Consider the following 26,352-nt stretch of genomic DNA (forward strand, 5'->3'; position numbering starts at 1 on the left):
GTTTCCTTATAGATCGCAGAAAACGACCGGCCACAGACCCAAAGCTGGAAAAGCCCATTCATTTGCCTGATGGGGCTTATCCACTAAGGTCTGCCGCAAGTTCAACGTTTATTCATAATCCGGGCAAGATCATCCGTCACTGTCTTTTGTATCCTCTCCAACGATTCAAGGGTCCTTGCTTCAAACCTGAGAACCAGGATCGGGCCCGTATTGGAAGGCCGGACCAGCCCCCAGCAGTCTTCGAAAATGACCCTCACCCCATCTATATCGATCACCTGGTGCGTCTTTTTATAATAATCTGTGAGCCTTTCCACCACTCCGAATTTAAGCTCGTCCGGACAATCAATCCGTATCTCCGGGGTAGAATATGTTTTCGGTAGGTCCTTAAGAAACTCGGAAAGCGGTCTCCCATCTTTTCCCATTATCTCAAGCAGCCTCAGTGAGGCATATATAGCGTCATCGTACCCAAAGAACTTGTCGGCAAAAAATACATGACCGCTCATCTCGCCCCCGAGGAGCGCCCCTGTCTCCTTCATTTTCTGTTTTATGAGAGAGTGACCCGCCTTCCACATGACCGGTACACCTCCGCTACGCTCCACTTCGTCAAAGAGATTCGTTGAACACTTCACTTCAGAGACAAAATGTGCCCCCGTATGCTCCTTCAAAATATCCCTTGCGAAAATCACCATCAGGTAATCACCCCAGATAATGTTCCCCTCGTTATCGATAACCCCGATTCTGTCCCCGTCACCGTCGTACCCTATGCCCACATCCGCCTTTGTTTCAACAACCGTCCTCCTCAAAACCTCCAGGTTCTTTTCAACTGTTGGGTCCGGGTGGTGGTTAGGGAAATGGCCGTCCATTTCACAAAAAAGCTCCGTGACATGCTGGCCCATCTCCTTCATAATCGGTGTGGCGATGACGCCTGCTGTGCCGTTTCCCGCGTCAAGAACGACCTTAAAGTCCCTCTGCAGCTTTATATTCGTTCTGAGGAATCTATAGTAATCGTCCACCAGCCCTTTGTATGCTTTGTACGAACCTTCTCCATGGTAAAATCTCTCCTTCTCAATGATGGTTCTGAGATATTGTATCTCGCTTCCAAAAATTGTCAATTTGCCGAAAGCCACCTTGAATCCGTTTTGATCCCCCGGATTATGACTGCCAGTAATCATGATCCCGCCATCAACGTCCATATTGAAGAGGGAAAAGTAGAAGAGACCCGTGGGAAGCACCCCCAGGTCAATGATATTAAGACCGCTCTCCAACATACCCGAGACAATCACGTCTCGGAGATGCTCGGAACTCAGTCTGCAATCCCTGGCAATGGAGACGGTTTTTTTGTCACGCTCCTGTATGTACGTACCAAAAGCCCTTCCAATATTCCTCACCACTTCATCGTTTAAATCAGGGTCAACCGTACCCCTGATATCGTATTCTCGAAAAATCTGGGTGTTCATTAGGATACCTCCTTTCCTTGTTCCTTATGCAAACCAATAACTACCCATTCACTTTCCATTCCAGACTGTTCAAGCCCCGACAAATGCGGCCCCGAGGATGGCGGCATCTTCACCTAGGCTCGCCTTTCTCAGTTGCAAGCCTGCCACGGACCCGGCCATGGCCCGTTTCAGTATTACTTCTCTTGCCTGATCGACAATGTGTCTGGTCCCAAAAACCACGCCTCCGCCCAATATGACAATTTCTGGGTTCAGCATATTCACGAGGCTCGCCAGGCCCACACCCATATATTCTACGACTTCCTCCCATATCCTGCCGCACAGCTCGTCGCCTTCCAGATACGCTTCCTCTACATGGCCGGCATTAAGGGCTGCCATATCGCCCCTTATTATCTGCCATATCTTGCCTCTATACCCTTGCCGCATCAGTCTCTTCACCCGCTCGACGATATGGTATCCTCCGCAGAACGCTTCAAAGCATCCGGCACTTCCGCACCGACACGGATACCCATGAGGGTTAAGCGTCATGTGCCCGATCTCGCCACCTACGTTTAAGAAACCTCTGTACAGTTTCCCGTCCATGATAAATCCCCCTCCTATCCCTGTCCCCATAAATACGCCGAGAACATTAGAAGGCTTACCTCCAAGGCCAAATTTCCATTCACCATAGACGGCAGCATTCGCATCATTTTCAATAGATGTCGCCACTCCGGTCGCCCGTTCGATGTCATCCTTCAAAGGTGCATCATGGAAACCAAGGTTAGGTGATACCACAATCATTTGAGAATGCTTCTCGATCTGGCCGGCGCACGCGATGCCTACCCGTTCAATCTGACCTCTGGCTGCCCCGGCCGCTCCTATTATACCATCTATGAGACCGACGATCTTCTCCACGATCCTCACGTAACCGGACTGCGGGTCAGTGGGAACCTTCCGTTTGGCCACAATTCTGCCGCCTTTATCAATCAAGCCGCCTGCTATTTTTGTCCCGCCAATATCTACGCCTATTCTCATACCACCTTTACGCTTCCGCTTATATCAGCGGCAATTCCGCATAAAAAACCCATATTTATGTCACCTCTATATGGTTTGAGCCTCGTTTCAGCATTTTAATGAAGGTCTGCGCATTCTTCACCGCCTTACCTGCATGGCAGTTATTGAAAAATGCGAAAGTCAGAACCGCACTCTCCGATACTTTCCTTACCGGTTCGACAAACTCCTCCAGTTCTTCCCCGGTGTACAGGTAATCGTATCTCACCTCCATCGGCGAGTTGAACCAGGCTTTGTTCCTGCCGTGAAACCGGAAATATCCCACGTCAGCGGTGACATCCGGAAAAAAAGGAAGGAGCCCCTTAATCTTCGGCTCGTCCACAACGCAATACCCCAGAGATAACCGGCTCAGAATTTCCATATACCGCTCGTCAAACCATTTTTTGTTTCTGAACTCCACCACACTCCCCATGCCTGCAAATTCATCGCTGATCAATTTCAGGTAGTCAAAACTCTCGTTGCCCGGCACAAAGGAGTAAGGGAACTGAAACAACAGAGCCTTCATGCTGCCGCCCAACGGACTGACCCCGTCTTTGAACGCTTTGATCATGGTATCAAAGTCGACTCCTCTTTCGTGGGTCAAATACTTATACGCCTTCACTGCATACACAAAATCAGGCGAGGTTCTACGTACAAAAGATTCCATTGTCCTTTTGGAGGGCAACGCATAGTATGTAAAATTGACTTCCAGGGCTTTGAAACCGAACGCCCGCTCGTAATGAGTAAGCATCTCCTGCTTTCTGATCCAAGGCGGGTAAACCTCTCCAATCCAGTCATTGAAGGAAAAACCGCTTGTTCCTATATATATCTCACCCATACATTTTAGTTTGACATTTCTCCCTGCCGTGTAAATAATATATGTGAATATCTAAAATCTCAAGGCAAAAAGGGGATCAATGGAAAAACAGTATATTATCGATGATATTACGGTAAGAGATACATGGCGGATGTTTCGCATAATGGCGGAATTTGTGGAAGGTTTTGAAAGTATGGGAGAAATACAGCCGGCAATCAGTTTTTTCGGAAGCGCCCGGTGCAAAGAAGGCGATCTCCTCTATACAAGAACATACGATCTTGCGAAACTGGTGGCAAAAAGTGGCTTCAATGTTATCACCGGCGGCGGCGGCGGAGTCATGGAGGCAGCCAATAAAGCGGCCACCGAAGAAGGGGTAAAATCGGTGGGACTTAACATTGAACTGCCCTTCGAACAGAAACCGAATCCTTACGCAAACGTAAAACTTTCCTTCAGACACTTCTTTATAAGAAAGGTAATGTTCGTGAAATATGCCATGGCATATATTGTCATGCCCGGCGGGTTCGGCACCTTGGATGAATGCTTTGAGGCGCTGACACTAATCCAGACAAAAAAGATAAAACCATTCCCTGTGATTCTCGTGGACTCATCTTATTGGAACAAAATTGTTGACTGGATGGAAGACCAATTGCTTGAGCAAAAGCTAATCTCAAAGGAAGATCTGTATATGTTCAAGGTCATGGATGACCCACAGGAAATTATAGAATATGTGAAAAGATTTGTAATTCTCTGAGCGACCTGCAACGCTTTTTATGCTTCTCCATCACTGAAACTTTCTAAGCAGATGGTTTCATTGGCGTCTTCTTCATGAGACTTTACGGGAGACCCTGCGGCAATGTCTGCCAGTCTCCGGCCGAAGATCAAATACCCCGTGTGTCCGATCATCCTGTCCTCGGGTCTCACCCGCTCCGCCACGGTCTTGTACTTCCTTAGCATTATCTCGATCACTTCGACATGCCCGAAGCCCCTGTGAATCTCTTTCAATATCTCGGCCACCTGGTTCGCAGTGGGCACGATCATACCGACGGTACTGCTTTGTCTCATCAAGGTTCTTACTTTTTTGAGGCACACCCAAGGTTCCCTAACGTCAATGAAGGCTGCATCAAAGTAGCTGCCGCCATAATCGATTAAATACATTATATCTTCATGGCGCATCTCCACATTCTTCCAATCAAGAAACCGCTCCAGGTTTTTTCTCGCGTTACGGAAATGCCGGTCTTCTTTTTCAAATGAGATCACCTTACCTTCAGGCCCCACTGCACGGGAAAAAATAAAAGTCAGCGCACCGCTCCCCGTTCCAACTTCAAGGACCCGAGAGCCCGGCCTCAGGTTAAGCTTGAAGGGGATGTAGAAACCATCTTTAGGGAAAACTATCTGCGTCTCCCTCATCAGTCCGTACATAATGATATCCTCCATGGTCGGCTCATAGAGGTCATACTCGCCATACCTGATACCATACTGTTTTCCCACGAGGTCGGAAAAATTGACAGTACCTCCTTTCCCGTGGAAAGTCTTGTCAGAGGTCACCCTCTTTAGATATTTTCGGTCATTGTAGATTATCAGAATCAAATCATTCTCGTTAATCAGCTTCATTGCTCCTCTTTTCTGTTTTTCCGGGCTCCACCTTGCCAGCAGGCCTACGTTTTCTCGGTCGGGGCTTACTCTAACTCTAGCGCCATTCCCATGCTGAAAGCAGAAGCAAAAAACCCTTCGGAAAGCATATTCTTTAAGACCTTATGATCCTGCCATCGTTTTAATCTATTATAAAATGGAGATTATTGTCAAAACGCGGTCTCATCGGGTTCCGGCAGACAGCCAGTTTCTTCTCAATGGTTCAGCATTCCAACTCCTAGATATGTATGACTGCCGGTCAGCGGCCGCTCCTCCTTGGCAACCGGGTTATAAATCAACACTATTCCCATTCTCGCTCTGGTTATTGCTGCTTTCAATTGAGAAAGCACGGTTTTGAAGCCTTGAGCATCCGTTTTTCTCTTGAAATAACACCCTGCCTTGGGAGAAAATTAATGGGCAGCCAAATTCGCGTCGCGAAAAAATAACATGGCTCCATGCGAGGTGGCTTTGAACGCTAAAGAGACGACCGATTTACAGAAAATTGAATACGACATAATACATTTCGAGGCCTTGGGTCCGGAGGCGGAATACCTCCGAGAGGAAATATTGAGGGCCATCGAGGCAGGTGAACTCCCCTTGGGCCACAACTACCTGATAACGCCCCTCAATGTGCAGGATTTCCTTAAAGCACACCCTGGGCTTCACCTGCCATTGATAATAAGCACCAAGACGCATTCGGTTCTCCCTGAAGCCTATTTAAGACAAGATGGGAAGAGCGTTGTCACGCGAAGCGCCGGGTACGACCATTTCGAGCATCTGGCCGAAACGGTGAATATAGCTTCTCTCAGGGAATACTGTGTAAATGCCGTGGCCCAGACGGCAATCAAGTTCCTTTATGCCACCGCAGGAGAACTGAACCATTACACAGAAAACGCACGGACCTTTGAGAGGAAGAATTCCGACGCATTCATGGAGCTAGGTGAACACAAGGTGCTAACCGTCTACGGGGTCGGTAAGATAGGGAAAAAAATCTACGAACTCGCTCAGGCGAACGGTTTAACCGTTCAGGGTGTAGACATAAGGCAGCATCTGTTGACCGATATTTATGGAAACACGGTCCACTTCGTCTCGAAAAATGAGGCCATCAAGACAAGCGATATCCTGGTAAATGCGATGAACCTCACAAAGAACAGGGACAACAGTTTCTACAACGTGGGATACTTTTCAAAGGAGTATCTTTCCAAAGGGAAGACGGGCTTCATATTCATCAATGTAACAAGAGGGGAAATCGCCCCTGAATCAGGGCTACTTGACCTATACGAGTCTGGAAAGATAAAGGGTATCGCCTTAGATGTATTCACAAATGAATCAGAGTTTTCCCGGTTTTTGAATGGGACTGCGGCATCCGGCGCCGATATCTCGGCCGCCGGGAAATTGGTGCGAAAGGCGCTTGACCGTACCGGCAACGTCTATGTCCAGCCGCACCAAGGCTTCAATTCGGACATCGCCGCAAAAATAAAAGCTATTGAGGCGATAAGGCACGTCATATCGTGGTACAAAAATGATGGGAGACGCTTCGACGAACAGTTACCGTACTATTGAGAGTGTATTGGCGATGAAGTACGTCTTCTCCCCGGGGGCTTTCCCGCCGTAGATGCTTTCAGCGCTGTGGGTATATCGCCTGATGATCCGCCCGGACTATGGCAGCACCCGCAATGTCGCGAGAATATGTCGTCATCCGCTGCAAAAATGGCTTTAAAATACAACGCCTTTCTGTTATAAGAGACAAGGAGGAAGAAATATGAATGATATAGGAATAATCGGCCTTGGCAATATGGGCGAGGCTATTCTTAAAGCCCTTCTCAAGACAGGTATGAGAAAAGATAAGATTCGGTGCGCGGAAGCGAAGCCCGGCAGACTCAGGTTTATAAAGGAGTCTTACGGGGTGGAATGTATGTCTGGAATTGAGGAGATAGCAGCAACTTCCGACAGGATAATAATCGCCGTGAAGCCTCAGGACTCCAGCGATCTCTTACATAACTGTGCACCCTTAATAAGAGAGCAAACCGTCCTCATCTCCATAATGGCCGGGATAACCACTTCAAATATCCTTTCGTTGGTCGGCAAGCCGGCCAAAGTAGTCAGAGTCATGCCCAATGTATGTGTAAAGGTTGGCGAGGGAGTTATGGGGATCACAGCAAACCACTTTGTCACGAGGGAAGAGATGGAAGAGACGCAGAGAATATTCGAACCCCTTGGCAGGATGGTAGAGGTAAATGAAGACCTCATGGATGGGGTCACCGCCCTCGGAGGAAGCGGACCGGCTTTTCTTCTTCTTTTTCTGGAAGGGATGATTGATTCGGGGGTCAATATGGGTATCCCCAGAGATAAAGCGAAGATACTCTCGCTTCAAGTCTTGAAAGGCACAGCGAAAATGCTTGAAGACGAGGATATACATCCAACCATCATGAAAGAGATGATAACGTCCCCAGGCGGGACCACCATCGCCGGACTCGTTTCCCTAGAAAAAGACGGCGTAAGAGGGAGCGTTATCAAGGCAATAGAGAAGGCAGGCAAGAGGGCTAAAAAACTCTCCCTATGATACGAGATGGATATTGGAGCCAAAGGCAGTACATGGTAGACACCCAGGTGGTGACTCGAGGCATCAAGGATGAGCGGGTCATAAGAGCCTTGCAGGAAGTACCAAGACATCTTTTTGTCGACGAAGCGTTCCGTCCTCAGGCTTACGATGACAATCCGCTCCCTATAGGCGAGAAACAGACCATATCTCAGCCCTATATCGTTGCCCTCATGACCGAGGCGCTCCGGCTGCAGGGAACGGAAACGATGCTTGAAATCGGTACCGGCTCGGGATATCAAACCGCAATCCTTGCCCGTCTCGCAGAGCAGGTCTACTCCATAGAGCGCATACCAGGACTGGCGAAGAGGGCCCGCAAAATTTTCGACGCCCTGAAGTGTACAAACATAGTGGTTACAATAAGTGATGGGACAATGGGATGGAAAGAACATGCCCCTTATGACAGGATCATAGTGACCGCAGCGGCTCCGCAACCTCCAAAGACCCTGCTCAATCAACTGGGCATAGAGGGAAGATTGGTTATTCCGGTAGGAGACGAGTCTTCTCAGAATCTCATGATGTATACACGAGATAATGACGGCCAGTTCAGTAGCGAGAACTTGGGAGGATGCAGGTTCGTAAAGCTTATAGGAGAGCAGGGCTGGAAGGATTAAGGGAACGTAAGGGCAATTCCGGTCTTATCACATCGGAGCAATGAAAGCGGAGCGGCTTTACATAAAAACTGCGGCGGATATTATAACCAACCTCTACCTGATGGTAATCAAAACCTGTTCCCTTGAAACGGTTATTGATGATGAAGAAGAGAAAGTCATCTTGGAGGAAATCCTTGTGGACATGCTGGCGAAAAACTACGAACAAACCACGAGGGTCAAAGAGAGATCACCTCGCGGCCCGAAACCATTAGGCGAGGACGAAAAGAAGATGATTATTCTGAAATATGAACGGGTATGAGTCTGAAACTCTCTTGGCCGACCGGGAAAGAGTTTGACGTCACAAGGGGAAAATAAGACAGATCAAGCAGAAAGCATTGAACAAACTGCACAGGACAGTGAAGGGAAAATATATTGGAACAGAAATTCTCTGACAAGAAAACTTCTGCAAGCCCTCTCGCGGATATTGTAAGAAAAGGTTCGATAATTACGGTAATCACCATGATAAGCAGGCCTATCGGCTATGTCAGGGAGGCAATCCAGGCATACCTGTTCGGCGCAACTCTTCTTGTGGATGCATTTATCGTGGCGTTCAATTTCCCGGAGCTTATCCAGACGCTTTTTTTCTCCGGGGCAACGAGTGCGTTTCTTGTTCCTGTGTGCACAAAATATATGAAAAATGATGAGGAATATTCGGAGATCTATTCCACGTTTATTAACCTTTCCATAATAATAACCCTTTTCGTCTCCCTTATTTTTCTGCTGTTCAGCGGAGGCATCGTAAGCCTCATTGCGCCAGGATTTGCGCCCAGCGCGAAGAGCGTCACACAGTATCTTTTTATCATTATGATACCGGTGATCACCTTCCACACAATGCTCTCAATTATGAAGGCCTTTCTCAATGCAAAAGACCATTTTGCGGCTCCGGAAATTTCCGGAGTGCTGTGGAATATCGCGTTCATCGTTTCCGCCTTAACGTTAAGCCACAAGATACACATATACAGCCTTGCAGTAGGAGCAACCGTGGGATCAATGCTTCAGATTATCGTACAGTTCCCCTACATACGTAAGCTTCACATGCGATACAGGCCCGTCCTTTCTCTCCGTCATCCGTCCGTCATGGAGGCAAAACGCCTGTTCACCGGCGCCCTCATTGCCACATCCATAGTACCGGTAAACAGTTTCATAGGAAGGATTATCGCATCGTACCTTCCCCACGGGGAGGTTGCTTCCCTCTCTTATGCGTTCCGGATATTCATACTCCCTTTCAGCCTCTTTGGCGTTCCTATTTACACTGTCATGTTTTCCAAGATATCCCGTCTCTTTCACGACCGAAAATGGCCCGAGATATTCTCTCATATTGACAGTTCCATTATTCTTCTTTTTATAACCCTTGTTCCTTCCACTATATTTCTATGTGCACTCGGGGATACATGTATCAAGGTTCTCTATGAGAGGGGCGCCTTTACGGCAAGAGATACCGCCCTTACGAGTAAAGCGCTCATAGGGTATGGCTCCGGTTTGATATTCTATGCTCTTTCTATCTCCTTCGTCAGAGTGTTTAACGCATTGCACGACATGAAGACTCCCGCTCTGGTGGGCTTATCGTCTATTGTTCTCAACGCGTTTCTCGCATATGGGCTCATGATACCCCTCGCGAATTTGGGCATCTCGCTCGCCACCTCAATAGTCTCTCTCTATAATTTTCTGTTCCTTTATCTTCTCCTGAAGAAAAAAACAGGGTATGCACCAAACCGCTCCGCGCTGCAAAAAGCCGCAGAATCACTTCTTGCCGGCCTTATCCTGTTCCCTCTTCTAATCGCCGTCAAGAAAATACTCCACGGGAGTCAGTACCTCTCCCTTGTGAGCGGCTTTGTTCTCACCGCAATCGTCTACGGTATCTTTTTCAGGAAATATTACGGCAGAGAATTGCGCAGAAAGTTGCGTCCCGCAGGAACCCAGTGAGTCCACACGCCCGCTCCGGCCCTACAAATACCTTTCATCTCGAAATCGTCGAAAGGCATCCGAAGAGAGATCTTCCGACAAGGTTGAGTGACAATGCGATGAAGCAGGCCATGGCAGGGGCAGCTCATGGATCCGTTACTACTCTTGAGAACCACAGGCAGCTTGATACTTCCAGAGGGTACGTCTTGCTCCCTTGGCCTTTCTCAAGGGCAGAATAAGAATAGCTCCTTTTCGCTTCATGGTGCGTTACGCGACAGAAGTCCGTACCGACCATACTTTGCCCTATTTGTATTCCAACAGAACTCATGAGAGATCCCGCATTTTGATAGACTGATAGGCTATAATCGTAAGGAATTCCGGCATTACTGTGGCCATAGCCACGACCCTGGTGCAGACGGTTCAAAATGGGATTGGCTTACCAGATATACATAAGCACTCCTGCAGGAACGAGGGCGTGACGGTATACTATATCGTTCCAAGCATGACGGAAACAATGGAACGAACGCTAACCGACATAAACATCGCGTCGAAACGGGTCAAGATAGAATTGTTCGGGGATACTGATCGTGAAAAACCTTCTCCAGTGTCACACCGGGGAAGCTTCGGCTTAGACCAACAAAACTCGCGAAAAGAGGAAAGGTTATGGAAGAAGTACACAATAAGAAACTTTCATGCAATGCTTACGACAGGTTTGCGGTCGAAATACAGAAGGATGAAGCCGGGGCAAAACCACCGAAGGAACTGACCACCTTGTGTCCGGCATTTAAGAACACGAATATAACCACAGCGTAAGTACAAGAAACTGACGTTCAATCATGGCGTCGTTTCTTTTCGGGAGATTTATCTGTAACTGCAGCGCTTGCATTGTCGCGCCCATCGTCCTGGGACTTTTTGTACTCTTTAAACAGTTCGCCATCGGTCATACTTCTTCTCGTAAAAGGTCGGTTTCCGCCGGTTGCGCGCCATACAGTCAGGGCATCCATCATCATCCGGTACAGCCTCTCTCTGATACCCATTTTTATACTCTCCTCATTGTCGGCTATTTTGCGAGACGTTCCAATCAGGCCGATGATTTCGTTGACCCTATATTGTACTACACTGAACGCATACGTTCCAGTCTCTTCCGTCCTTTTCGTGTATTACAGGCAGACGTTCCCATCCGCATAGACAATGCGCCCGGCTCTAACCCATATGTGCTTTCTCGTTTTAAGTTTTGCTTTTTCTACAGTTCTTATGTAGTTTTTATACGTAGAAATGGCAGGTATTCATGGCTGATGGAACTATTTTGAGAATTACGGACTTGACAAAGGAGTATGATTCGGCAAGAGTCGTCGATCATATCTCTTTTTCAATAGGACCAGGCGAGATAGTGGGCCTTCTGGGTCCGAACGGTGCGGGAAAGACTACTACCATCAACATGGTCCTGGGCATTCTGCGACCGACGGCCGGTACCATTGAAATACTGGGCAAAGACCTGAAGAAATTCAGATCCGAGGTCACCAGAAACATAAACTTCGCCGCAATTTATGCCCATATGCCTGCTAATCTCACCGTACGACAGAATCTGTATGTGTTCGGCCTGCTCTATGAAGTAGGGAATCTCAAGGAACAGATAAAAAAACTTCTTCGGGAATTTGATCTGGAAAGTCTGGCCGGAGTCAGAGCCGGATTACTCTCGTCCGGAGAGTTGAGCCGCCTTAACCTCGCCAAAGCCGTGCTCAACCAACCACGTCTTCTTCTTCTCGACGAGCCAACCGCCTCGCTGGACCCTAACATGTCAAAGCTCATTCGCGAAAGAATAAAGAAGCATGCGACAGACTCCGGCGCCGGAATACTCTGGACTTCGCACAATATGAACGAGATAGAGGAGGTCTGCAACAGGGTCATGTTCCTATCCAAGGGCAGAATACTCCTCTCCGGCAACCCGCGGTTGCTTCCGGCACAGCATGGAAAGAAAGACCTGGAAGAACTGTTCATAGCGGCAGCCAGGGAACCGCTCCGCCTCAAGGAATAACGTTTATGAGCCTGTCAAGAGTTTGCGCCGTTTTTGTCCGCCAGTTGTTCTTGCTCAAAAGCAATCCTACGAGACTGGTGGGCATTTTCCTCTGGCTGGTCATCGACATCATCCAATGGGGTTTTATCAGCAGATATCTCGGTACTTTCGGGACGGCAATCTTTAACTTCATCACGGTGATCCTGGGGGCTATCCTCCTGTGGGGATTCATGAGTCGTATTCAACAGGGAATATTTATGGCATTTCTTGAGGACATTTGGGCTCAAAACTTCATCAACTTTTTTGCCTCACCCCTGAAAATCAGAGAGTATCTAAGCGGACTGGTGTTGACAAGCATAACAAACGGCATTGCAGGTTTTCTCGCTATAGCCGCCATCGCAGGAGTGGCTTTCGGCTACAACATCTTCAAGTTGGGGGCACTCCTTTTACCGTTCATGATCATCCTCCTGATTTTCGGAATCGCCATGGGAATCTTTGTCTCGGCCATTATTTTCAGACTGGGGCCATCTGCCGAGTGGATCGGCTGGCCCATCCCTATAGTACTCTCCCTCTTTGCAGGGGTTTACTATCCCGTCTCCACATTACCGTATGCCTTAAGAGTCTTCGCCAGGCTTGTCCCTGCATCATACGTTTTTGAAAGCATCCGGAGTATTCTCACGAGTGGAGGCTTCCCGGAGAGCCTCGTATCGGATCTCCTGGTCGGCTCCACACTCTCCATTGGCTATCTTCTCCTATCATCCCTATTTTTCATCCGCATCTACCGGAAAAACCTGCAAAACGGGAACATTTCCCGGTTCAACGCGGAAGCGCTTTGATGCGCCTTCTTTCTACATTCCAGACCGCGGTTGCGTTAACCGCCTTTCGGAACCCTTTCTGTATAAGTTCGATAAGGATGCTCTATTCTTAGAAGAAGGAAAGCGACTTTGTGGTGCCTTGAGTATTGCTATTTCAGGTTTTCGTCATAGGTAGCACAATCTTCCACAGAGACGGTAACATGGAACCCATGCCTGACAACTTGCATAAATATCATCGGCTTCGAAGCAAATATGATTGAGACAGCCTACCTATTTACAGATAAAGTCAAACAGAAGAAGGGCTATTCGTTGGCTCCAGAAATTACGACATACACATCCCCTCACTATTTACGAGAGTAAAGGAAGTTGCACCGGCTTTCCTTGCTGCGTAGACCGGACCACCGCCCAGAGATCTCTGGAAATGTGCTTGAATATTTGTGCAGTGCATAACATATTGGGAATTCATATTCATGTGATCTCCAAACACAGTCAAAACATGGAGGAACGGTCACCATGAAGAATCTGCTCGAAAATATCGAAGAAATCTTGCTCATGAGGCCCGGTTCGTCGTATGTGGTGCCAGAAGTTTACTCCATCCTCCGTAAAAAGATCCTGGACCATCTTGATTCTCATTTTCTGGCCATCGTCTAAAAATTTAAGGAAATGTTCCGCATGATTATGAATACAAGAAACAATCTTACGATACTCATATCGGGAACCGGTTCTCCGGCATGGAGACAACCTTTGTAGATCGGGTGGAGCGAGACAACAGGACCTTGATTCTACTTAGCGGAGCATTCTGGACGAAAATGTAGGATGTGATTGAAAGACTCGGTACTCATGTCGATATACTGGAATCCCCGTAGGCGGTCACCGCCGTCAATTTGTGCAAGACGAAGGCGCCAAAGCAAGTATTTTAACCCCTCAATGAGCATCGGCTATTGCTATTGAGGACAAAATTAAAGTAACCAAATACTACCCTAATATGCCCTATGCGTTGTGCCGGGCACTTTATCTTATCCTAGGAAGATTCGGAGAAAGTCTTCCTTCGTCATCGGAAAGACCACCTGCTTCTGGCAAAATGGCTAGAATAATTCGGCCTCAAAATGCTTATGGCTGAGGCTTGCTGCCTTCCCATGCTGAACACGGTGCGTATCTCGGAAAGTATTGATGAAGCGTCCGCACAAAAACACCTGAGAAACGAAAATGAACCTCCCCGCCGCAAGCGGCGGGGTATCCCGGGGTTTATGACTGACTATTGGGCAAACCGCCCCAAGGGGCAGGGGGAATTAGACCCGTAGAGATTAAAATTGAAATATGTGGCAGCTTCGTGGATACCTTGTGGAGAAAACATGACCAATAGGACCCATGGGGTCCGAGGTATAAGGCAAACAAACAGGACATCGACAAAGTCTTGCAACTCTTCGGGAAGTATTCAAAAAAACCGATAAAAGAGACGGCGCATCAGTCAGCATTTCCCAGCAGTCCACGGTGCACCGACACATTGCGCGATCAAGATGCATCCTCTCGCGGGAACGTACGGAATTAATCTCTTCCCGGTTTGTGTGATGCAAAAACCCGTCAGATTTTACTGAACTCTCCTTCGGGAGATTACTCCGCTCCCTTCTCTTGAGACTCTTCAGCGGGATTTTCTTTGGATTTATCCAGTATTTTGAGGAGTTCAAGGTCAAAGATCAACATGATATTTGGGCCGAGAAACTCTCCTACCCCGTCTTCTCCGTAGGCAAGGTTTGATGGAATGAAAAACCGCCACTTTGAGCCGGTTTGCATCAATTGAGCCCCTTCCCTCCATCCTTGTATTACATTTTCCAGATCGAAAGTTGCTGGCGCATTTTTGGCGTAAGAGCTCTCAATTTCGGTTCCGTCGAGCAGAGAAACGCGATAGTGAACCGATACGAGATCATCTTCTTTCGGTGTCTGGCCGGCGCCTGTATTGATTACCTTGTATTGCAGGCCGCTGGGAAGAGTCACAATGCCTTCCTTATTTTTATTGGCAGCAAGAAACTTCTCCTCTTCTGCTTTGTTTTGCTCCGCCAACGCTTGTCTGTTCTTCTCCTTCTCGGAGCCAATATCTTTTCCGACCACAGACCTGATCTCGGCAATTTCGTCTTCGGTAAGCGCCAACTTTGCCCCTGAAAGCACATCTTTCACAGCCTCTTTAAACACGTCGAGGTTTACGTCAACCAACTCTTTTTTCAGTAAACGGCCAATATCCACACCGATTGTATAACTTACCCTGTCTCTCTTGTCCTTCAAAGGTTCACGCTCCTCGGCCCAAACCGGAACCGCGAGGGATAACGTGATAATGCAGACCAATATCCTGACTTTCATGCTTCCTCCAAAAATAGCAATCGTCCTGATCGCCTTTAATATTCTATAGGAGCCTGCGGCAATGATCAATCCGATCCATCCCTTTCTCTCCTATCCCCTGGCATCTATCCTATAGCCACCGCACTTTAAAACAAAACAGTCTGCAAGAGCATCGTCAAATGAATCTAATAGATGTAAGATACTACGTATCCGAGATTTGAGCCAGATCCAGAAACGTTCAATCAAGTTTAGTTCCGGTGAATAAGGATGATTGGACCTCTTTCAAATGCGTTAGCTATAGTATCCCCTTTGCAGCATTGATGTTAAGGCGCACATAAACACCTGTTGCGACAGAAAACGACAAGTTAGATAATACGCTTGGAGTTTTAGAAGAACGGCACAGAAGAAGCGCCTCATACTGCTCATCTTCCAACGAGGCAAGGTTTTTAACTTTTGATCTGTATGCGTTTCTGACTCAAGGGAAAACGGCTTTTCTCTTTTATGGCTCAACGGGGACCCTATCTCCGATCCTCAGTTTTACCCTGCGACCATTTCGTGATTCCTGCAGTCGGACGCCGTGAGGATGAACTTGTCGTTCTGTCTGTCGTAAAGATATATTAAGCGAGAATCGACTACTTATGGTATTCACACTATAGCGACTATTTTCACCAGAAGTTCTATGGAGATCCAAGTTGCTGCTCATATTCTGAGCTACTTCATACAATATTCTCATCTCTGATTCTTAATTGTTCCAATTGTACGTTCAGATCTCCATTTTTCATCTTCATCTCTTTCCTTCCAATATCCTCATAAATATCTTTGACGATTCCTTGTTGATCACTACCACACTCCCGGAGAACGCCATTTGATAGCCAAGAAGAAGACTTGTTGTCACAACTTGTATGCGGAACGAAGGATATAACGTCTCTTGGCTACGCTTATCTTGCCTTTTTTCGCAAGACTTTTTATCGTTCTGGACACTGTTTCTCTGGAGCAGCCGCATGAATTCGAAATCTCCACTTGGGTAGGCCCGCACTCAATAACCACCCTGTCCTTGATCTTCATTCCGGACTTCTCTCCTATTTCTGAAAGGTACTTCAGGATTCTGTTCTCCACATTCAGGAAAGCAAGCCCTTTTATCTGCTCGTTCGCTGCCCGCAACTTGCTCGCAAGGGTCTTGAGCACACTCATCGTGAACATGGGATTGTCCATAAGGAGGCTCATGAAGTCCTTCCTTTGTATTACCACACATTCGGTCTCCTCCATAGTGACGACGTTGGCGAAGCCGGTCAACTCGTCAAACATGGAGAGTTCGCCGAAAAACCCGCCGGTCCCGATAACATCCAGCACATATTCCTTTCCTTCTTCGTCATAGAGGGATATCTTTACTTTGCCTTTCAATACCATATGCAACGCTGCCCGCGCGTCACCCTCCCCGAATATTACGAACCCTTTGGCGAACTTCCTTATTTTTGCTATCTTCAAAAGAACATTCATCTCATTGTTGGACAGTACGGAGAAAAAGCTTACATCCCTTATCCATTCCTCCAGATGCTCTTTCATATGGTTCCCTTTGCCCGGTTTGAGAATATCGCTTCTTTATATGCCATTCGCAATGTCCCGCACCGTCCCCTTTTAGCCGGTCTGCGGGAGCCGCCTTATCGCCCGGTCAATCGCCGACGATTTTCCCGGCGCCGCTTATGACTTCTTCAACCCGGTTGCCCGGGATGCCGCCCTGTGCCACCTGGGGACCGCCGCCGCCCTTTCCCTCATACTTCTCTGCAATTTTCTTGACAATTTTACCTGCATGATAAGTGGACTGCAAATCACGGCTCACAGCGACGACGAGCGTGCCTTTACTGTCCTCCTTCGATCCCACCAGAACTACACAACTTTTTGCTTTATCCCTGATAATATCTGTGACTTTTCTCAACTCCTCAACCTTACCGTTGGGAATAAACATTGATATGATCTTTACACCGTCTTTATCATACGCCGTACTGATAGCTTCGTCCACTTTAGAGAGAACTATCTCCTGCTTCAGCCTTTCGATCTCCTTCTCCTGTTTTTCCAAATCAGAGACAAGGGATTCAATTTTCTCTGAAATCCGTTCTGCCTCTATGTTGCAAGCCTTGGAGACCGATCTGATCAATCCGTCCAGTTTCTTCTTGTGAAGAAGCGCTCCTTTTCCTGTAGTTGCTTCAATCCTTCTCACTCCAGAAGCCAGAGAACTCTCGCTCATCACATAGAGACTGCCTATTTCTCCCGTATTTCTCACATGGGTACCACCGCACAACTCGACGCTAAAATCCCCTATCTTAACCACCCTGACCGTTTCGCCATACTTTTCTTCAAACAAGGCGGTGGCTCCTTCCTTTATTGCTTCATCCCGATTCTTCACCTCAATGGTAACGTCGTTGCACGCCATTATTTTCTCATTTACAATATCTTCCACTTTGGCCAATTCCAGTGTGTCGAGACCCTTGAAATGGCTGAAATCAAACCTCAACCTGTCCTTCTCGACGAGGGAGCCCGACTGTTTAACATGATCGCCTAATACTTTTCTTAGTGCATATTGCAGAAGATGTGTGGCAGTATGGTTTCTCGCAACCGATAACCGCTTGTCCTTATCGACAGCCAGGTTTGCCTTTTGCCCTCTTTTCAGAACGCCTTCCTCGACGGCCAGCACATGGGAGAAAAGATCAGACTTGACTTTTTTTACGGCCAGCACTTTCGCATTCCCTCCCGGCCAGACGATCGTACCCTCATCTTCAACCTGTCCGCCGCTCTCCGCGTAAAACGGAGTTTTGTCGAAATAGACTTCTCCTGTCTCGCCCACCCTCATCTCCGGCACGGGTTGTTCGTCCCTCAACAGACTTAGCACGGTCGCGCCTTCGACGTAAAGCTGGCGATAACCGAGAAATTCGCTGGTAATACCTTCCTTGAGAACCGAAATTTGGCCTTCACCCAACATCTCACCCTTCAGTTTGGAGCCGATTCTTGATCTCGCCTTCTGTCCTTCAAGGGCTGTTTCAAATCCTTTTATATCAAGGATAAAACCGTCTTCTTCTGCCATCTCAGTGGTAATATCAAGGGGAAAACCGTAAGTATCATAGAGCTTATAGACAAGTTCCCCTAGTATAACACGGTCTCCTTTCTTCTTTACCTCGTAGGCAATTTCTTCATAGACTTTCATGCCTACGTTGAGCGTCTCCATAAAACGCTCCTCTTCCCCCTTTATGATACGGGCTATATACGGGTGGTTATTTCTTATGTCAGGATATACATCCATGATGTCCACAACCGTACTCGACAGGTCGTGGAGGAATTCCCTCTCAATACCGATCTTCTTGCCATATCTCAGGGCCCTCCTTATAATCCTCCTCAGTACATAGGCCCTGCCGTCCTTTCCGGGTAACACGCCGTCGTTTATGATGAATGCGGCGCCTCGGGCGTGATCGGCGATCACTCTCATTGCAACATCGGTTCTCTCATTTTCCCCATATACACTACGGCACATATCCTCCAGCCGCTTTATGAGTGGTGAAAAGAGGTCCGTCTCATAATTTCCTATCTTTCCCTGGAGGACTGAAGTGATTCTTTCGAAACCCATCCCTGTATCAATAGACGGTTGTGGTAGTCTTTCCATCTCCCTATTTTTCGTCCGCTCAAATTCCATAAATACGAGGTTCCAGATCTCCAGATACCTGTCGCAATCACAGCCGACTCTGCATTCAGGCCGTCTGCACCCCACCGCATCCCCCAAATCATATATAATCTCCGAGCAGGGACCACAAGGCCCTTCGTCACCCATGGACCAGAAATTATCTTTCTCTCCGAGCCTGACGATCCGTTCGGGCCTCACCCCTATGGACTTCCAGATAGCGGCGGCTTCGTCATCTTCTTTATATACGGTGACCCATAGTTTCTCCTCGTCAAGCCCGAGTTCCCGGGTCAGAAACTCCCATGCGTACCAGATAGCGTCTTTCTTGAAATAGTCTCCGAAAGAAAAGTTGCCGAGCATTTCAAAAAACGTATGGTGACGGAGCGTCTTGCCTATATTGTCCAGGTCATTATGTTTGCCTCCAGCCCTCACGCATTTCTGGCATGACGTCGCCCTGAAGTAGTCACGCTTCTCGATGCCCAGAAACAGGTTTTTGAACTGGACCATCCCGGCATTGACAAAAAGGAGCGTCGGGTCCTTCTCCGGCACCAACGAAGCGCTCGGCACCAGTGTGTGGCCGTTTCCTGCAAAGTAATCTAAAAACTTCTTTCTTATTTCGTTAGAATTCACTGTTCGTCCTTCTTTAGTTGATAATGTGCAAATATTTTGCTTTCGATTTCTCCAGCAATCTCCTCGTGTTTCTTGAGAAATTCCTTTGCATTTTCCCTTCCCTGGCCTATCCTCGTTTCACCGTAGGAATACCAAGCCCCCATTTTCTCCATGATGCCCATCTCGACCCCTAGGTCAACAAGGTCACCCTCTCTTGATATTCCATGGCCGAATATTATATCAAACTCCACTTCCCTGAACGGCGGGGCCACCTTATTCTTCACTATTTTAACCCTGGTCCTGCTTCCCACAATTTCCTGACCGTCTTTAATAGCAGCAATCCTTCTTATGTCAAGCCTGACAGAGGAATAAAATTTGAGTGCATTCCCTCCTGTCGTTGTCTCGGGGTTTCCAAACATCACCCCTATCTTCTGTCTTATCTGATTGATGAATATTACTGTAGTCATCGACTTACTTATGGTAGCCGTGAGTTTTCTCAAGGCTTGAGACATAAGCCGCGCCTGCAGGCCCATATGAGCATCCCCCATCTCACCCTCAATCTCGGCCTTTGGCACAAGGGCAGCGACGGAATCCACAACGATAATGTCGACGGCTCCGCTTCTCACCAGTATCTCCGTAATCTCAAGGGCCTGCTCGCCCGTATCAGGTTGAGATATGAGAAGGTCGTCAATGTTGACCCCTATCTTCTTCGCATAGGACACGTCCAGCGCATGTTCGGCATCAATGAATGCCGCAGATCCACCGGTCTTTTGAATCTCACTCACAACCTCCAGGGCCAGGGTCGTCTTGCCAGATGCCTCTGGACCAAAAATCTCCACTACCCGGCCTCTCGGCAGTCCACCGACGCCCAGGGCCATATCGAGAGCGATCGACCCCGTGGACACCACTGGAATAGCCTCAATGGGTTTCTCGCCGAGCTTCATGATCGAGCCTTTGCCGAAGAGCTTTTCGATCTGTGTCACAGCCATGTCGATAGCCTTTGTTCTGTTTCCCTCTCTCCCCTCTTCCTTCACTCTTGACCTCCCAATTTTATATCCCCTTGAGGAGTATATTGAGCTCCTTCTTTTGTAAGTATACTCTGGAACAAAACTAATTTGTCCAAAACGAATCGTTTCTCCTCTAGCGGGAAGGTATTCTTTTCCAGCAGAGGCTGAGGTCTCTTCACTCTTCCAAGAGTGATGTGAGGTGTATATTCCCTCTCCTCCGGCTCTATATTAAGCTTCAGAAGCCCCTTCTCTACATCATCAAAGATACTCCTTATCTTTTCAATTCCATCCCTGAGTTTAACAACCACGACCTTCGCCCTCCTCCGGCTCGGAAAGGCGTCGATACTCTTTATCGATGCCGGAAGCGGAGCATACTTAGTTCCGATCATGGGGATCATGTCTTTAATACGCCATGCGGTATCCTTCTCAATCTCACCAAGGAACTTGAGGGTAATATGGAATCCTTCCTCTCTTACCCACCGCACATCCTTTATTCTCGCCGCCATACCGGCGATCACGGTCTGAAGATAAGCCTTTATGTCCAAAGGAAGCTCCAGCGCCAGGAACGCTCTCACACGATTTCCCCGTTCAAACACCTAAAAGTCAGCGTCAAAGCCTCCTCGGAGGTAGCCTCTCTTATCGCCGCCCTGTCGCCGTGAAAAAGATATTTCCTGACAACAAGTCCGTCTTTCATTGAGACGCCGATATACACGGTACCGACAGGTTTAGCGGGTGAGCCTCCTCCCGGCCCGGCAATGCCCGTTATAGAAACACCAATGTCAGCCCCGGCTGCAATTCTCACCCCTTCCGCCATCGCGCCGGCGACCTCCCGACTTACGGCTCCCCTGGTTGCAAGCATGTTCTCCGGAACGGCGAGAAAACGCTCCTTGGCTATGTTGCCGTAGGTCACAAAACCCATCCCGAAATAATCCGATGCGCCTGCCACATCGGTAACTCTCTTCGCAGTCAAACCTCCCGTACACGATTCAGCCAAAGCGATCGTCATACCTTTTTCCCTGAGCAGACTCCCCACTATCTCTTCCACAGTCATGTTATTCTCCCCACCGCCACAAGAGCAAGATTCGCAAAGATACCGGCGATGACATCATCAGCCATTACTCCGTAGCCCTCCTTCAGCGACTCTGCCTTACTTATCGGAAAAGGTTTCACTATATCAAAAATCCGAAAAAAAACGAAGCCCGCTACGACGTTCAGGATTGTCGGCTTATGACCGGCCATTGTTACGCACATACCCGCCAGCTCGTCGATGACTATGTAACCAGGATCCTTCGCCTCAGATTTTAGCCAGTTAATAGAGACAATGGAAACGAAAATAAAGGATACCACGAAAATAATGTTGCCTGACAGGGACGAAAAAGGAAAGACATACAAAAGAGCTGCTCCAAAGAGGGATGCGAATGTACCGGGTGCTCGAGGCAGATATCCGATAAATCCACAGGTCACAAAAAAGAGGAGAATTTTATGTTTTATCCCCATAGACCTTCTTGTCATCGAATATCTTCTTGCCCACTATCTTCCAGCCTTCATCCCAGACCCTGTAAAAACAGCTCCAGAAGCCGGTGTGGCAGGCCGCCGTTTTCTGATCAACGGTAAGCAAAAGGGTATCATTGTCGCAATCCACGTATATTGCCTTAACTTCCTGCGTATGGCCCGAGCTCTCGCCTTTCAGCCAGATCCGTTTCCTCGACCGCGAATAATAGTGGGCCTTGCCAGTCTTCAGCGTGAGGTCGAATGCCTCTTGGTTCATATAGGCGACCATCATCACGTCTTTCGTCTGCCTGTCCTGAACGACAGCAGGGATCAAACCTCTTTCATCCCATTTTATATTTTCCGACATATTCCACCCATTTCAGCCTCAGCATCTGCTAAAGCCTCACGTTTACCCCTTTTTCTTTTAAGTATCGCTTAGCATCCATAACCGTGAACTCTTTGTAATGGAATATGGACGCGGCAAGTACCGCATCGGCTTTTCCATCGACAAACCCCTCATAGAGATGCTCCAGAGTGCCAACACCGCCTGACGCAATCACAGGTATATTGGTCGCCTCCGAAACTGCCTTTGTAAGTTGTATGTCAAAACCTTTTTTTGTGCCATCCCTATCCATACTGGTGAGCAATATCTCTCCGGCACCGAGCTTTTCCATGCGCACCGCCCACTCTATGGCGTCTATCCCAGTCGGTCTCCGACCGCCATAGGTGTAGACTTCAAAATTGTTGCCATTCCTTTTAGCATCAATAGCAACACATATACACTGGCTGCCGAATATCTCACTCGCTTCCCGTATGAAATCAGACGATTCGACCGCAGCGGTATTGATCGTCACTTTATCGGCTCCCGCAAGCAGTATCTCCCTGATATCTTCTATCTTTTTTATGCCTCCTCCTACCGTGAAGGGCATGAAGACTTCACGTGCTACTTTCTCCACGACCTCGATAATGGTCTTCCTCTTTTCATGGGAGGCTGTAATGTCGAGAAAGCAAAGCTCGTCCGCCATCTGCTCTTCATAGATCTTTGCATTGGTGACCGGATCTCCCGCATCTCTCAGCCCTAAAAAATTAATCCCTTTAACCACCCTGCCTTCCATCACATCAAGGCAAGGCATTATCCTTTTGGTCAGCATATTCCTGCCACCTCCTCTATACGGATCAGCCCTTCATAGACAGCCTTACCAAGAATCGTTGCCCAGGCCCCCATATTTTTAAGTTTTTTCACATCTTCTATGGCGGTTACTCCGCCGCTCGCGATCACCGGTATCCCGGTCATTTCCATCATCCCTTTAAGTCCCTCATAGTCAGGCCCCGAGAGCATTCCATCCCTTGCCACGCTTGTACACAGAATCGCCATAACCCCAATGCGCTCTGCCGCCCGAAGGATCTCTTTTATGTCCCTCTCGGCAACCGCTTTCCAACCCTTCACCATGGGTTTCCCATCGAGAAGATCAAGTCCGAGGACAATATTTTTGAATTCCGAAAGACTTTCAAAGAAGATTTCGTCAAGGAGGGCCTGGGTGCCTACTATCACCCCGCTTGCTCCCGCCTGGGTATAATACTCTATATCTTCCCGGGTACGTATACCGCCTCCAACTTCAAGATAACCCGTCACCTTCTCTCCTATCGCTTTTATGATGTCGCGGTGCGCGGGAATTCCGGTCCTAGCCCCGTCCAGATCTATTATGTGAAAATCCTTAGCGCCTCTTTTCATCATTTCTTCAATCTTCGAAACAGGATCATTACTGTATACGGTCACTTTTGAGAAATCGCCCTTCATTAGGCGGACAGTCTTGCCCCCCATAAGGTCCATGGCAAACAGCGCTTTCATCTTACTCCCTCCAAGAGACTGCCTATCTCCCTATTTATGCAGTCATTGGACAATCTTTCAGCAGTAACCCATTTCCCTCCTCGTCGCATAAACTTTCCTATATTGAATAGATCATCCATAAGAGCCTGCTGCTTCTCTTCACAGATAAAAAACCGTCTAAGCATGCCTTTGTTCATTAGGTGTACGTGAAATCCTATGCTCGCCGGCTTCTCAACCGCATAGCTGCCACCCTGCCGTTCCTCGTAACGATAGATAAAGACATTAATATGCTGCATCCTTCTCTTCCCTTCAACATACCCTATACCCCTGTCAACCAACACCCCCTCAAGCCGGTTCTTCACAGTAGGCTCCGCATCGCCGTGAATCCTGCCTATATTGATAATCTTGCCGCAGTATGGACACCGCTTGATCTTTTCAGCCTCAACGGAGGGCCTCTCCATCTCTATCCCAATGTCTCCTACGGCCCCGCACCTGTTCGAGAATGGCACCATAATGCCCCACGCAGCCAGAAACACGCATATAAATAGACGCATTTTCACTCCTTTTGGACCGGGCTTTTCTTGCACTACTGTTATAATTGTATAAGAAAATAACCCTAAAGAAAAGACTAAAAGCGGAAAAAAGAACAGCAGGGCGTTACATCTGAACGCACATACCAACTTTATGGAGTCATCCGGCACTTCCGTTCCAAAGAGGACAAAAGCCCACTCTTGCTGAGGTTCGGTTTTCTTTAAAAATTATCTTAAACGTGGTAAAAATATTTAAGGTTAAACAAAGAAGCCTTCATAACAACTAAATCGTTAAGGTAAACAGATATTGTAATGACAGAAGAAGGATTAATTCAAATTCTCACAAAACATAGCCAGTTCCATATCCTTAACCATTATCGCTCCCTTCCCTCAGAAAAAAAACGTATCTTCCTCGGGGAGACAAAGGAACTTGATTTCGATCTGGTGTTTGCCCTTTATAATGAATTCAAGGATCAGAAAGGAGCTTCCTCTATAGGCGCTATCGGGTCGGCCCCTATCGTGGCCGTGCCGAAAACAGTTGAGCAGGAGGCGCAAAGACGCGAAGCGCATCGCCTCGGAGAGGCGATGCTCAAGGAAGACAAGGTGGCAGCGTTGATTGTAGCCGGAGGCCAAGGATCGAGGCTTGGCTTTGAAGGACCTAAAGGCGCCTTTCCCATCTCACCCGTCAGAAATAAATCACCGTTCCATCTTTTTGCGGAAGCCTTGAAAGCCATGTCGATCCGTTACGGGGCGACGATTCCTCTCCTAATAATGACAAGCAGAGAGAATCATCGGGAGACACAGAGATATTTCGAATCGTTCCGACATTTCGATCTTGATCCCCATAATGTCCATTTTTTTCAACAGGGAATGCTGCCCACCATGACTCCATCAGGACAGCTGATTCTTAAAGACGAGACCCACCTTTTCGCAAACCCCGACGGGCATGGAGGCTCTTTGAAGGCAATCCACGATTCAGGCCTCCTTGACTTACTCCTTTCGACGGGTTATACAGACCTTTTTTACTGCCAGGTTGACAATCCTCTCGTGAAAATGGCCGACCCGGTCTTTTTGGGGTACCACCGTATGGCTGATGCCGAGATGAGCACCAAAGTGGTAAGACGAACAAACATTGAAGAGAAGGTAGGGGTCTACGTCACCTTAGACGGCAAAGAAAGGATTTTGGAATACAGCGATTTGGGGGGGACACATATGTCTCTTCTCGATGCTAATGGTGAAGTTCTTTACTGGGGAGGAAATACAGCCATACATGCCTTCAATCTCTCTTTCATAAAGCACCTGAATCATCATGGTTTTCATCTTCCCTGCCACCGCGCGAGCAAAGTTGTCGATAGTCTTGGAAATGATGGCAAAACAACGAAGATCGACGGTTGGAAGTTCGAGACTTTTGTATTCGACGCCATCCCTATGGCACAGAAGACATGCTGTATGGAAGTAATCCGCGAAGAAGAATTCTCCCCAGTGAAGAACCGCGAGGGCGTCGACTCTCCTCTTACCGCCCGCAGTGCGATGAGCAATCTCTTTCGTAAATGGCTTGAAGAGACAGGGGCAAAGATTGCGCCCGAGGTCCTAGTTGAGATCAGTCCTCTGTTTGCCGTTGACAGTGAAACACTCGCAGAAAAGCTGAGCGGCAGGACGATTTCCATCATTCGAGACACATATTTCGGAGACTGAGAGGAATTCGAAAAATATTGAACAAGGGAAAATATGGCAACGCAAATCTCGCCGAACGGCTTGCATTTGATCTGGAAACGTGCGGCGGCAAGGCCTTGGTTTCAGGTTCTCCAACCGCAAGCGCCATGTAATGTTGATGTGATGATAGCAGGAGGAGACAATTAAGCATAGCCAGTATATACCGAAACCGAATCCTGGAACGATGAATTTCAGAAACAATGCGGAAATGGCGCATTACGCCATCAAAAACCAGCGTATCGACAAACCGTTGGTCCAGTTCATCCT

The 26,352-nt window shown here is 47.9% G+C and carries 27 protein-coding genes; 11 read left to right on the forward strand and 16 right to left on the reverse strand.

Annotated elements, in window-relative coordinates; all coding sequences use genetic code 11:
* Positions 1–101 precede the first annotated feature (101 nt).
* From LBQ00_00905 to LBQ00_00915, 3 genes are all read right to left on the reverse strand, one after another.
* A complete protein-coding gene (locus LBQ00_00905) occupies positions 102–1,457 on the reverse strand; it encodes a phosphomannomutase/phosphoglucomutase (GenBank protein ID MDR2017435.1) in 1,356 nt (451 codons plus the stop codon).
* A 69-nt stretch (positions 1,458–1,526) separates the two neighbouring features.
* Positions 1,527–2,468 (reverse strand): ROK family protein, encoded by a 942-nt coding sequence (locus LBQ00_00910; GenBank protein MDR2017436.1) that lies wholly within the window; start codon positions 2,466–2,468, stop codon positions 1,527–1,529.
* 55 nt (positions 2,469–2,523) lie between these two features.
* Positions 2,524–3,321 (reverse strand): DUF72 domain-containing protein, encoded by a 798-nt coding sequence (locus LBQ00_00915; protein ID MDR2017437.1) that lies wholly within the window; start codon positions 3,319–3,321, stop codon positions 2,524–2,526.
* A gap of 79 nt (positions 3,322–3,400) precedes the next feature.
* Here LBQ00_00915 and LBQ00_00920 point away from each other — a divergent pair, with 79 nt between their 5' ends.
* The gene (locus LBQ00_00920; protein ID MDR2017438.1) at positions 3,401–4,051 is read left to right on the forward strand and encodes a TIGR00730 family Rossman fold protein; all 651 of its coding nucleotides are present in this window, start codon (positions 3,401–3,403) and stop codon (positions 4,049–4,051) included.
* A gap of 17 nt (positions 4,052–4,068) precedes the next feature.
* Here LBQ00_00920 and LBQ00_00925 read toward each other — a convergent pair whose 3' ends face one another.
* The gene (locus LBQ00_00925; GenBank protein MDR2017439.1) at positions 4,069–4,911 is read right to left on the reverse strand and encodes a methyltransferase domain-containing protein; all 843 of its coding nucleotides are present in this window, start codon (positions 4,909–4,911) and stop codon (positions 4,069–4,071) included.
* 486 nt (positions 4,912–5,397) lie between these two features.
* On the opposite strand from LBQ00_00925, the gene LBQ00_00930 reads away from it, so the two are divergent.
* The 6 genes from LBQ00_00930 to LBQ00_00955 all read left to right on the forward strand — a co-directional run bounded on the left by LBQ00_00930 (position 5,398) and on the right by LBQ00_00955 (position 10,896).
* Positions 5,398–6,492: a hypothetical protein gene (locus tag LBQ00_00930; protein MDR2017440.1), complete on the forward strand. Its 1,095-nt coding sequence runs from the start codon at positions 5,398–5,400 to the stop codon at positions 6,490–6,492.
* Between the two features lie 199 nt (positions 6,493–6,691).
* On the forward strand, positions 6,692–7,492 hold the full coding sequence (gene proC / locus LBQ00_00935; protein ID MDR2017441.1) for a pyrroline-5-carboxylate reductase: 801 nt from the start codon (positions 6,692–6,694) through the stop codon (positions 7,490–7,492).
* Positions 7,493–7,524: 32 nt separating this feature from the next.
* Entirely contained in the window at positions 7,525–8,142 is a 618-nt protein-coding gene (locus LBQ00_00940; protein MDR2017442.1) for a protein-L-isoaspartate(D-aspartate) O-methyltransferase, read from the forward strand.
* Between the two features lie 40 nt (positions 8,143–8,182).
* Positions 8,183–8,440 carry a hypothetical protein gene (locus tag LBQ00_00945; GenBank protein ID MDR2017443.1) on the forward strand — a complete coding sequence of 86 codons (258 nt, stop codon included), beginning with the start codon at positions 8,183–8,185 and terminating at the stop codon, positions 8,438–8,440.
* Positions 8,441–8,553: 113 nt separating this feature from the next.
* Positions 8,554–10,104: a murein biosynthesis integral membrane protein MurJ gene (gene murJ / locus LBQ00_00950; protein ID MDR2017444.1), complete on the forward strand. Its 1,551-nt coding sequence runs from the start codon at positions 8,554–8,556 to the stop codon at positions 10,102–10,104.
* A 642-nt stretch (positions 10,105–10,746) separates the two neighbouring features.
* A complete protein-coding gene (locus LBQ00_00955; protein ID MDR2017445.1) occupies positions 10,747–10,896 on the forward strand; it encodes a hypothetical protein in 150 nt (49 codons plus the stop codon).
* 17 nt (positions 10,897–10,913) lie between these two features.
* Here LBQ00_00955 and LBQ00_00960 read toward each other — a convergent pair whose 3' ends face one another.
* Positions 10,914–11,120 carry a hypothetical protein gene (locus LBQ00_00960; protein MDR2017446.1) on the reverse strand — a complete coding sequence of 69 codons (207 nt, stop codon included), beginning with the start codon at positions 11,118–11,120 and terminating at the stop codon, positions 10,914–10,916.
* 251 nt (positions 11,121–11,371) lie between these two features.
* On the opposite strand from LBQ00_00960, the gene LBQ00_00965 reads away from it, so the two are divergent.
* From LBQ00_00965 to LBQ00_00975, 3 genes are all read left to right on the forward strand, one after another.
* On the forward strand, positions 11,372–12,118 hold the full coding sequence (locus LBQ00_00965) for an ABC transporter ATP-binding protein (protein ID MDR2017447.1): 747 nt from the start codon (positions 11,372–11,374) through the stop codon (positions 12,116–12,118).
* Between the two features lie 5 nt (positions 12,119–12,123).
* A complete protein-coding gene (locus LBQ00_00970) occupies positions 12,124–12,933 on the forward strand; it encodes an ABC transporter permease (GenBank protein MDR2017448.1) in 810 nt (269 codons plus the stop codon).
* A 492-nt stretch (positions 12,934–13,425) separates the two neighbouring features.
* A complete protein-coding gene (locus LBQ00_00975) occupies positions 13,426–13,563 on the forward strand; it encodes a hypothetical protein (protein ID MDR2017449.1) in 138 nt (45 codons plus the stop codon).
* A gap of 960 nt (positions 13,564–14,523) precedes the next feature.
* On the opposite strand, the gene LBQ00_00980 is transcribed toward LBQ00_00975, so the two are convergent.
* The 11 genes from LBQ00_00980 to LBQ00_01030 all read right to left on the reverse strand — a co-directional run bounded on the left by LBQ00_00980 (position 14,524) and on the right by LBQ00_01030 (position 24,396).
* Positions 14,524–15,264: an FKBP-type peptidyl-prolyl cis-trans isomerase gene (locus tag LBQ00_00980; GenBank protein ID MDR2017450.1), complete on the reverse strand. Its 741-nt coding sequence runs from the start codon at positions 15,262–15,264 to the stop codon at positions 14,524–14,526.
* 870 nt (positions 15,265–16,134) lie between these two features.
* Positions 16,135–16,806, reverse strand: a complete 672-nt coding sequence (locus tag LBQ00_00985; protein ID MDR2017451.1) for a Crp/Fnr family transcriptional regulator — start codon at positions 16,804–16,806, stop codon at positions 16,135–16,137.
* A gap of 106 nt (positions 16,807–16,912) precedes the next feature.
* Positions 16,913–19,537: an alanine--tRNA ligase gene (alaS, locus tag LBQ00_00990; GenBank protein ID MDR2017452.1), complete on the reverse strand. Its 2,625-nt coding sequence runs from the start codon at positions 19,535–19,537 to the stop codon at positions 16,913–16,915.
* Positions 19,534–20,550 carry a recombinase RecA gene (recA, locus tag LBQ00_00995; GenBank protein MDR2017453.1) on the reverse strand — a complete coding sequence of 339 codons (1,017 nt, stop codon included), beginning with the start codon at positions 20,548–20,550 and terminating at the stop codon, positions 19,534–19,536. Before recA ends, alaS begins: the two co-directional genes overlap by 4 nt.
* Positions 20,547–21,098: an RNA 2',3'-cyclic phosphodiesterase gene (gene thpR / locus LBQ00_01000; protein ID MDR2017454.1), complete on the reverse strand. Its 552-nt coding sequence runs from the start codon at positions 21,096–21,098 to the stop codon at positions 20,547–20,549. Before thpR ends, recA begins: the two co-directional genes overlap by 4 nt.
* Positions 21,095–21,574 (reverse strand): nicotinamide-nucleotide amidohydrolase family protein, encoded by a 480-nt coding sequence (locus LBQ00_01005; GenBank protein ID MDR2017455.1) that lies wholly within the window; start codon positions 21,572–21,574, stop codon positions 21,095–21,097. Before LBQ00_01005 ends, thpR begins: the two co-directional genes overlap by 4 nt.
* Positions 21,571–22,035 carry a phosphatidylglycerophosphatase A gene (locus tag LBQ00_01010; GenBank protein MDR2017456.1) on the reverse strand — a complete coding sequence of 155 codons (465 nt, stop codon included), beginning with the start codon at positions 22,033–22,035 and terminating at the stop codon, positions 21,571–21,573. Before LBQ00_01010 ends, LBQ00_01005 begins: the two co-directional genes overlap by 4 nt.
* Entirely contained in the window at positions 22,004–22,381 is a 378-nt protein-coding gene (gene hisI / locus LBQ00_01015) for a phosphoribosyl-AMP cyclohydrolase (protein MDR2017457.1), read from the reverse strand. The genes LBQ00_01010 and hisI overlap by 32 nt, the downstream gene beginning before the upstream one ends.
* Positions 22,382–22,409: 28 nt before the next feature.
* Complete coding sequence (gene hisF / locus LBQ00_01020) at positions 22,410–23,165, reverse strand: imidazole glycerol phosphate synthase subunit HisF (GenBank protein MDR2017458.1); 756 nt, start codon at positions 23,163–23,165, stop codon at positions 22,410–22,412.
* Positions 23,159–23,863 (reverse strand): 1-(5-phosphoribosyl)-5-[(5-phosphoribosylamino)methylideneamino] imidazole-4-carboxamide isomerase, encoded by a 705-nt coding sequence (locus LBQ00_01025; protein ID MDR2017459.1) that lies wholly within the window; start codon positions 23,861–23,863, stop codon positions 23,159–23,161. The genes hisF and LBQ00_01025 overlap by 7 nt, the downstream gene beginning before the upstream one ends.
* Complete coding sequence (locus tag LBQ00_01030) at positions 23,860–24,396, reverse strand: hypothetical protein (GenBank protein ID MDR2017460.1); 537 nt, start codon at positions 24,394–24,396, stop codon at positions 23,860–23,862. The genes LBQ00_01025 and LBQ00_01030 overlap by 4 nt, the downstream gene beginning before the upstream one ends.
* Positions 24,397–24,684: 288 nt before the next feature.
* Here LBQ00_01030 and LBQ00_01035 point away from each other — a divergent pair, with 288 nt between their 5' ends.
* Positions 24,685–26,067 (forward strand): UTP--glucose-1-phosphate uridylyltransferase, encoded by a 1,383-nt coding sequence (locus LBQ00_01035; GenBank protein ID MDR2017461.1) that lies wholly within the window; start codon positions 24,685–24,687, stop codon positions 26,065–26,067.
* The last annotated feature ends 285 nt before the right edge of the window (positions 26,068–26,352 follow it).

This window comes from Syntrophobacterales bacterium, from assembly GCA_031274925.1.
GTDB lineage: Bacteria > Desulfobacterota > Syntrophorhabdia > Syntrophorhabdales > Syntrophorhabdaceae > PNOM01.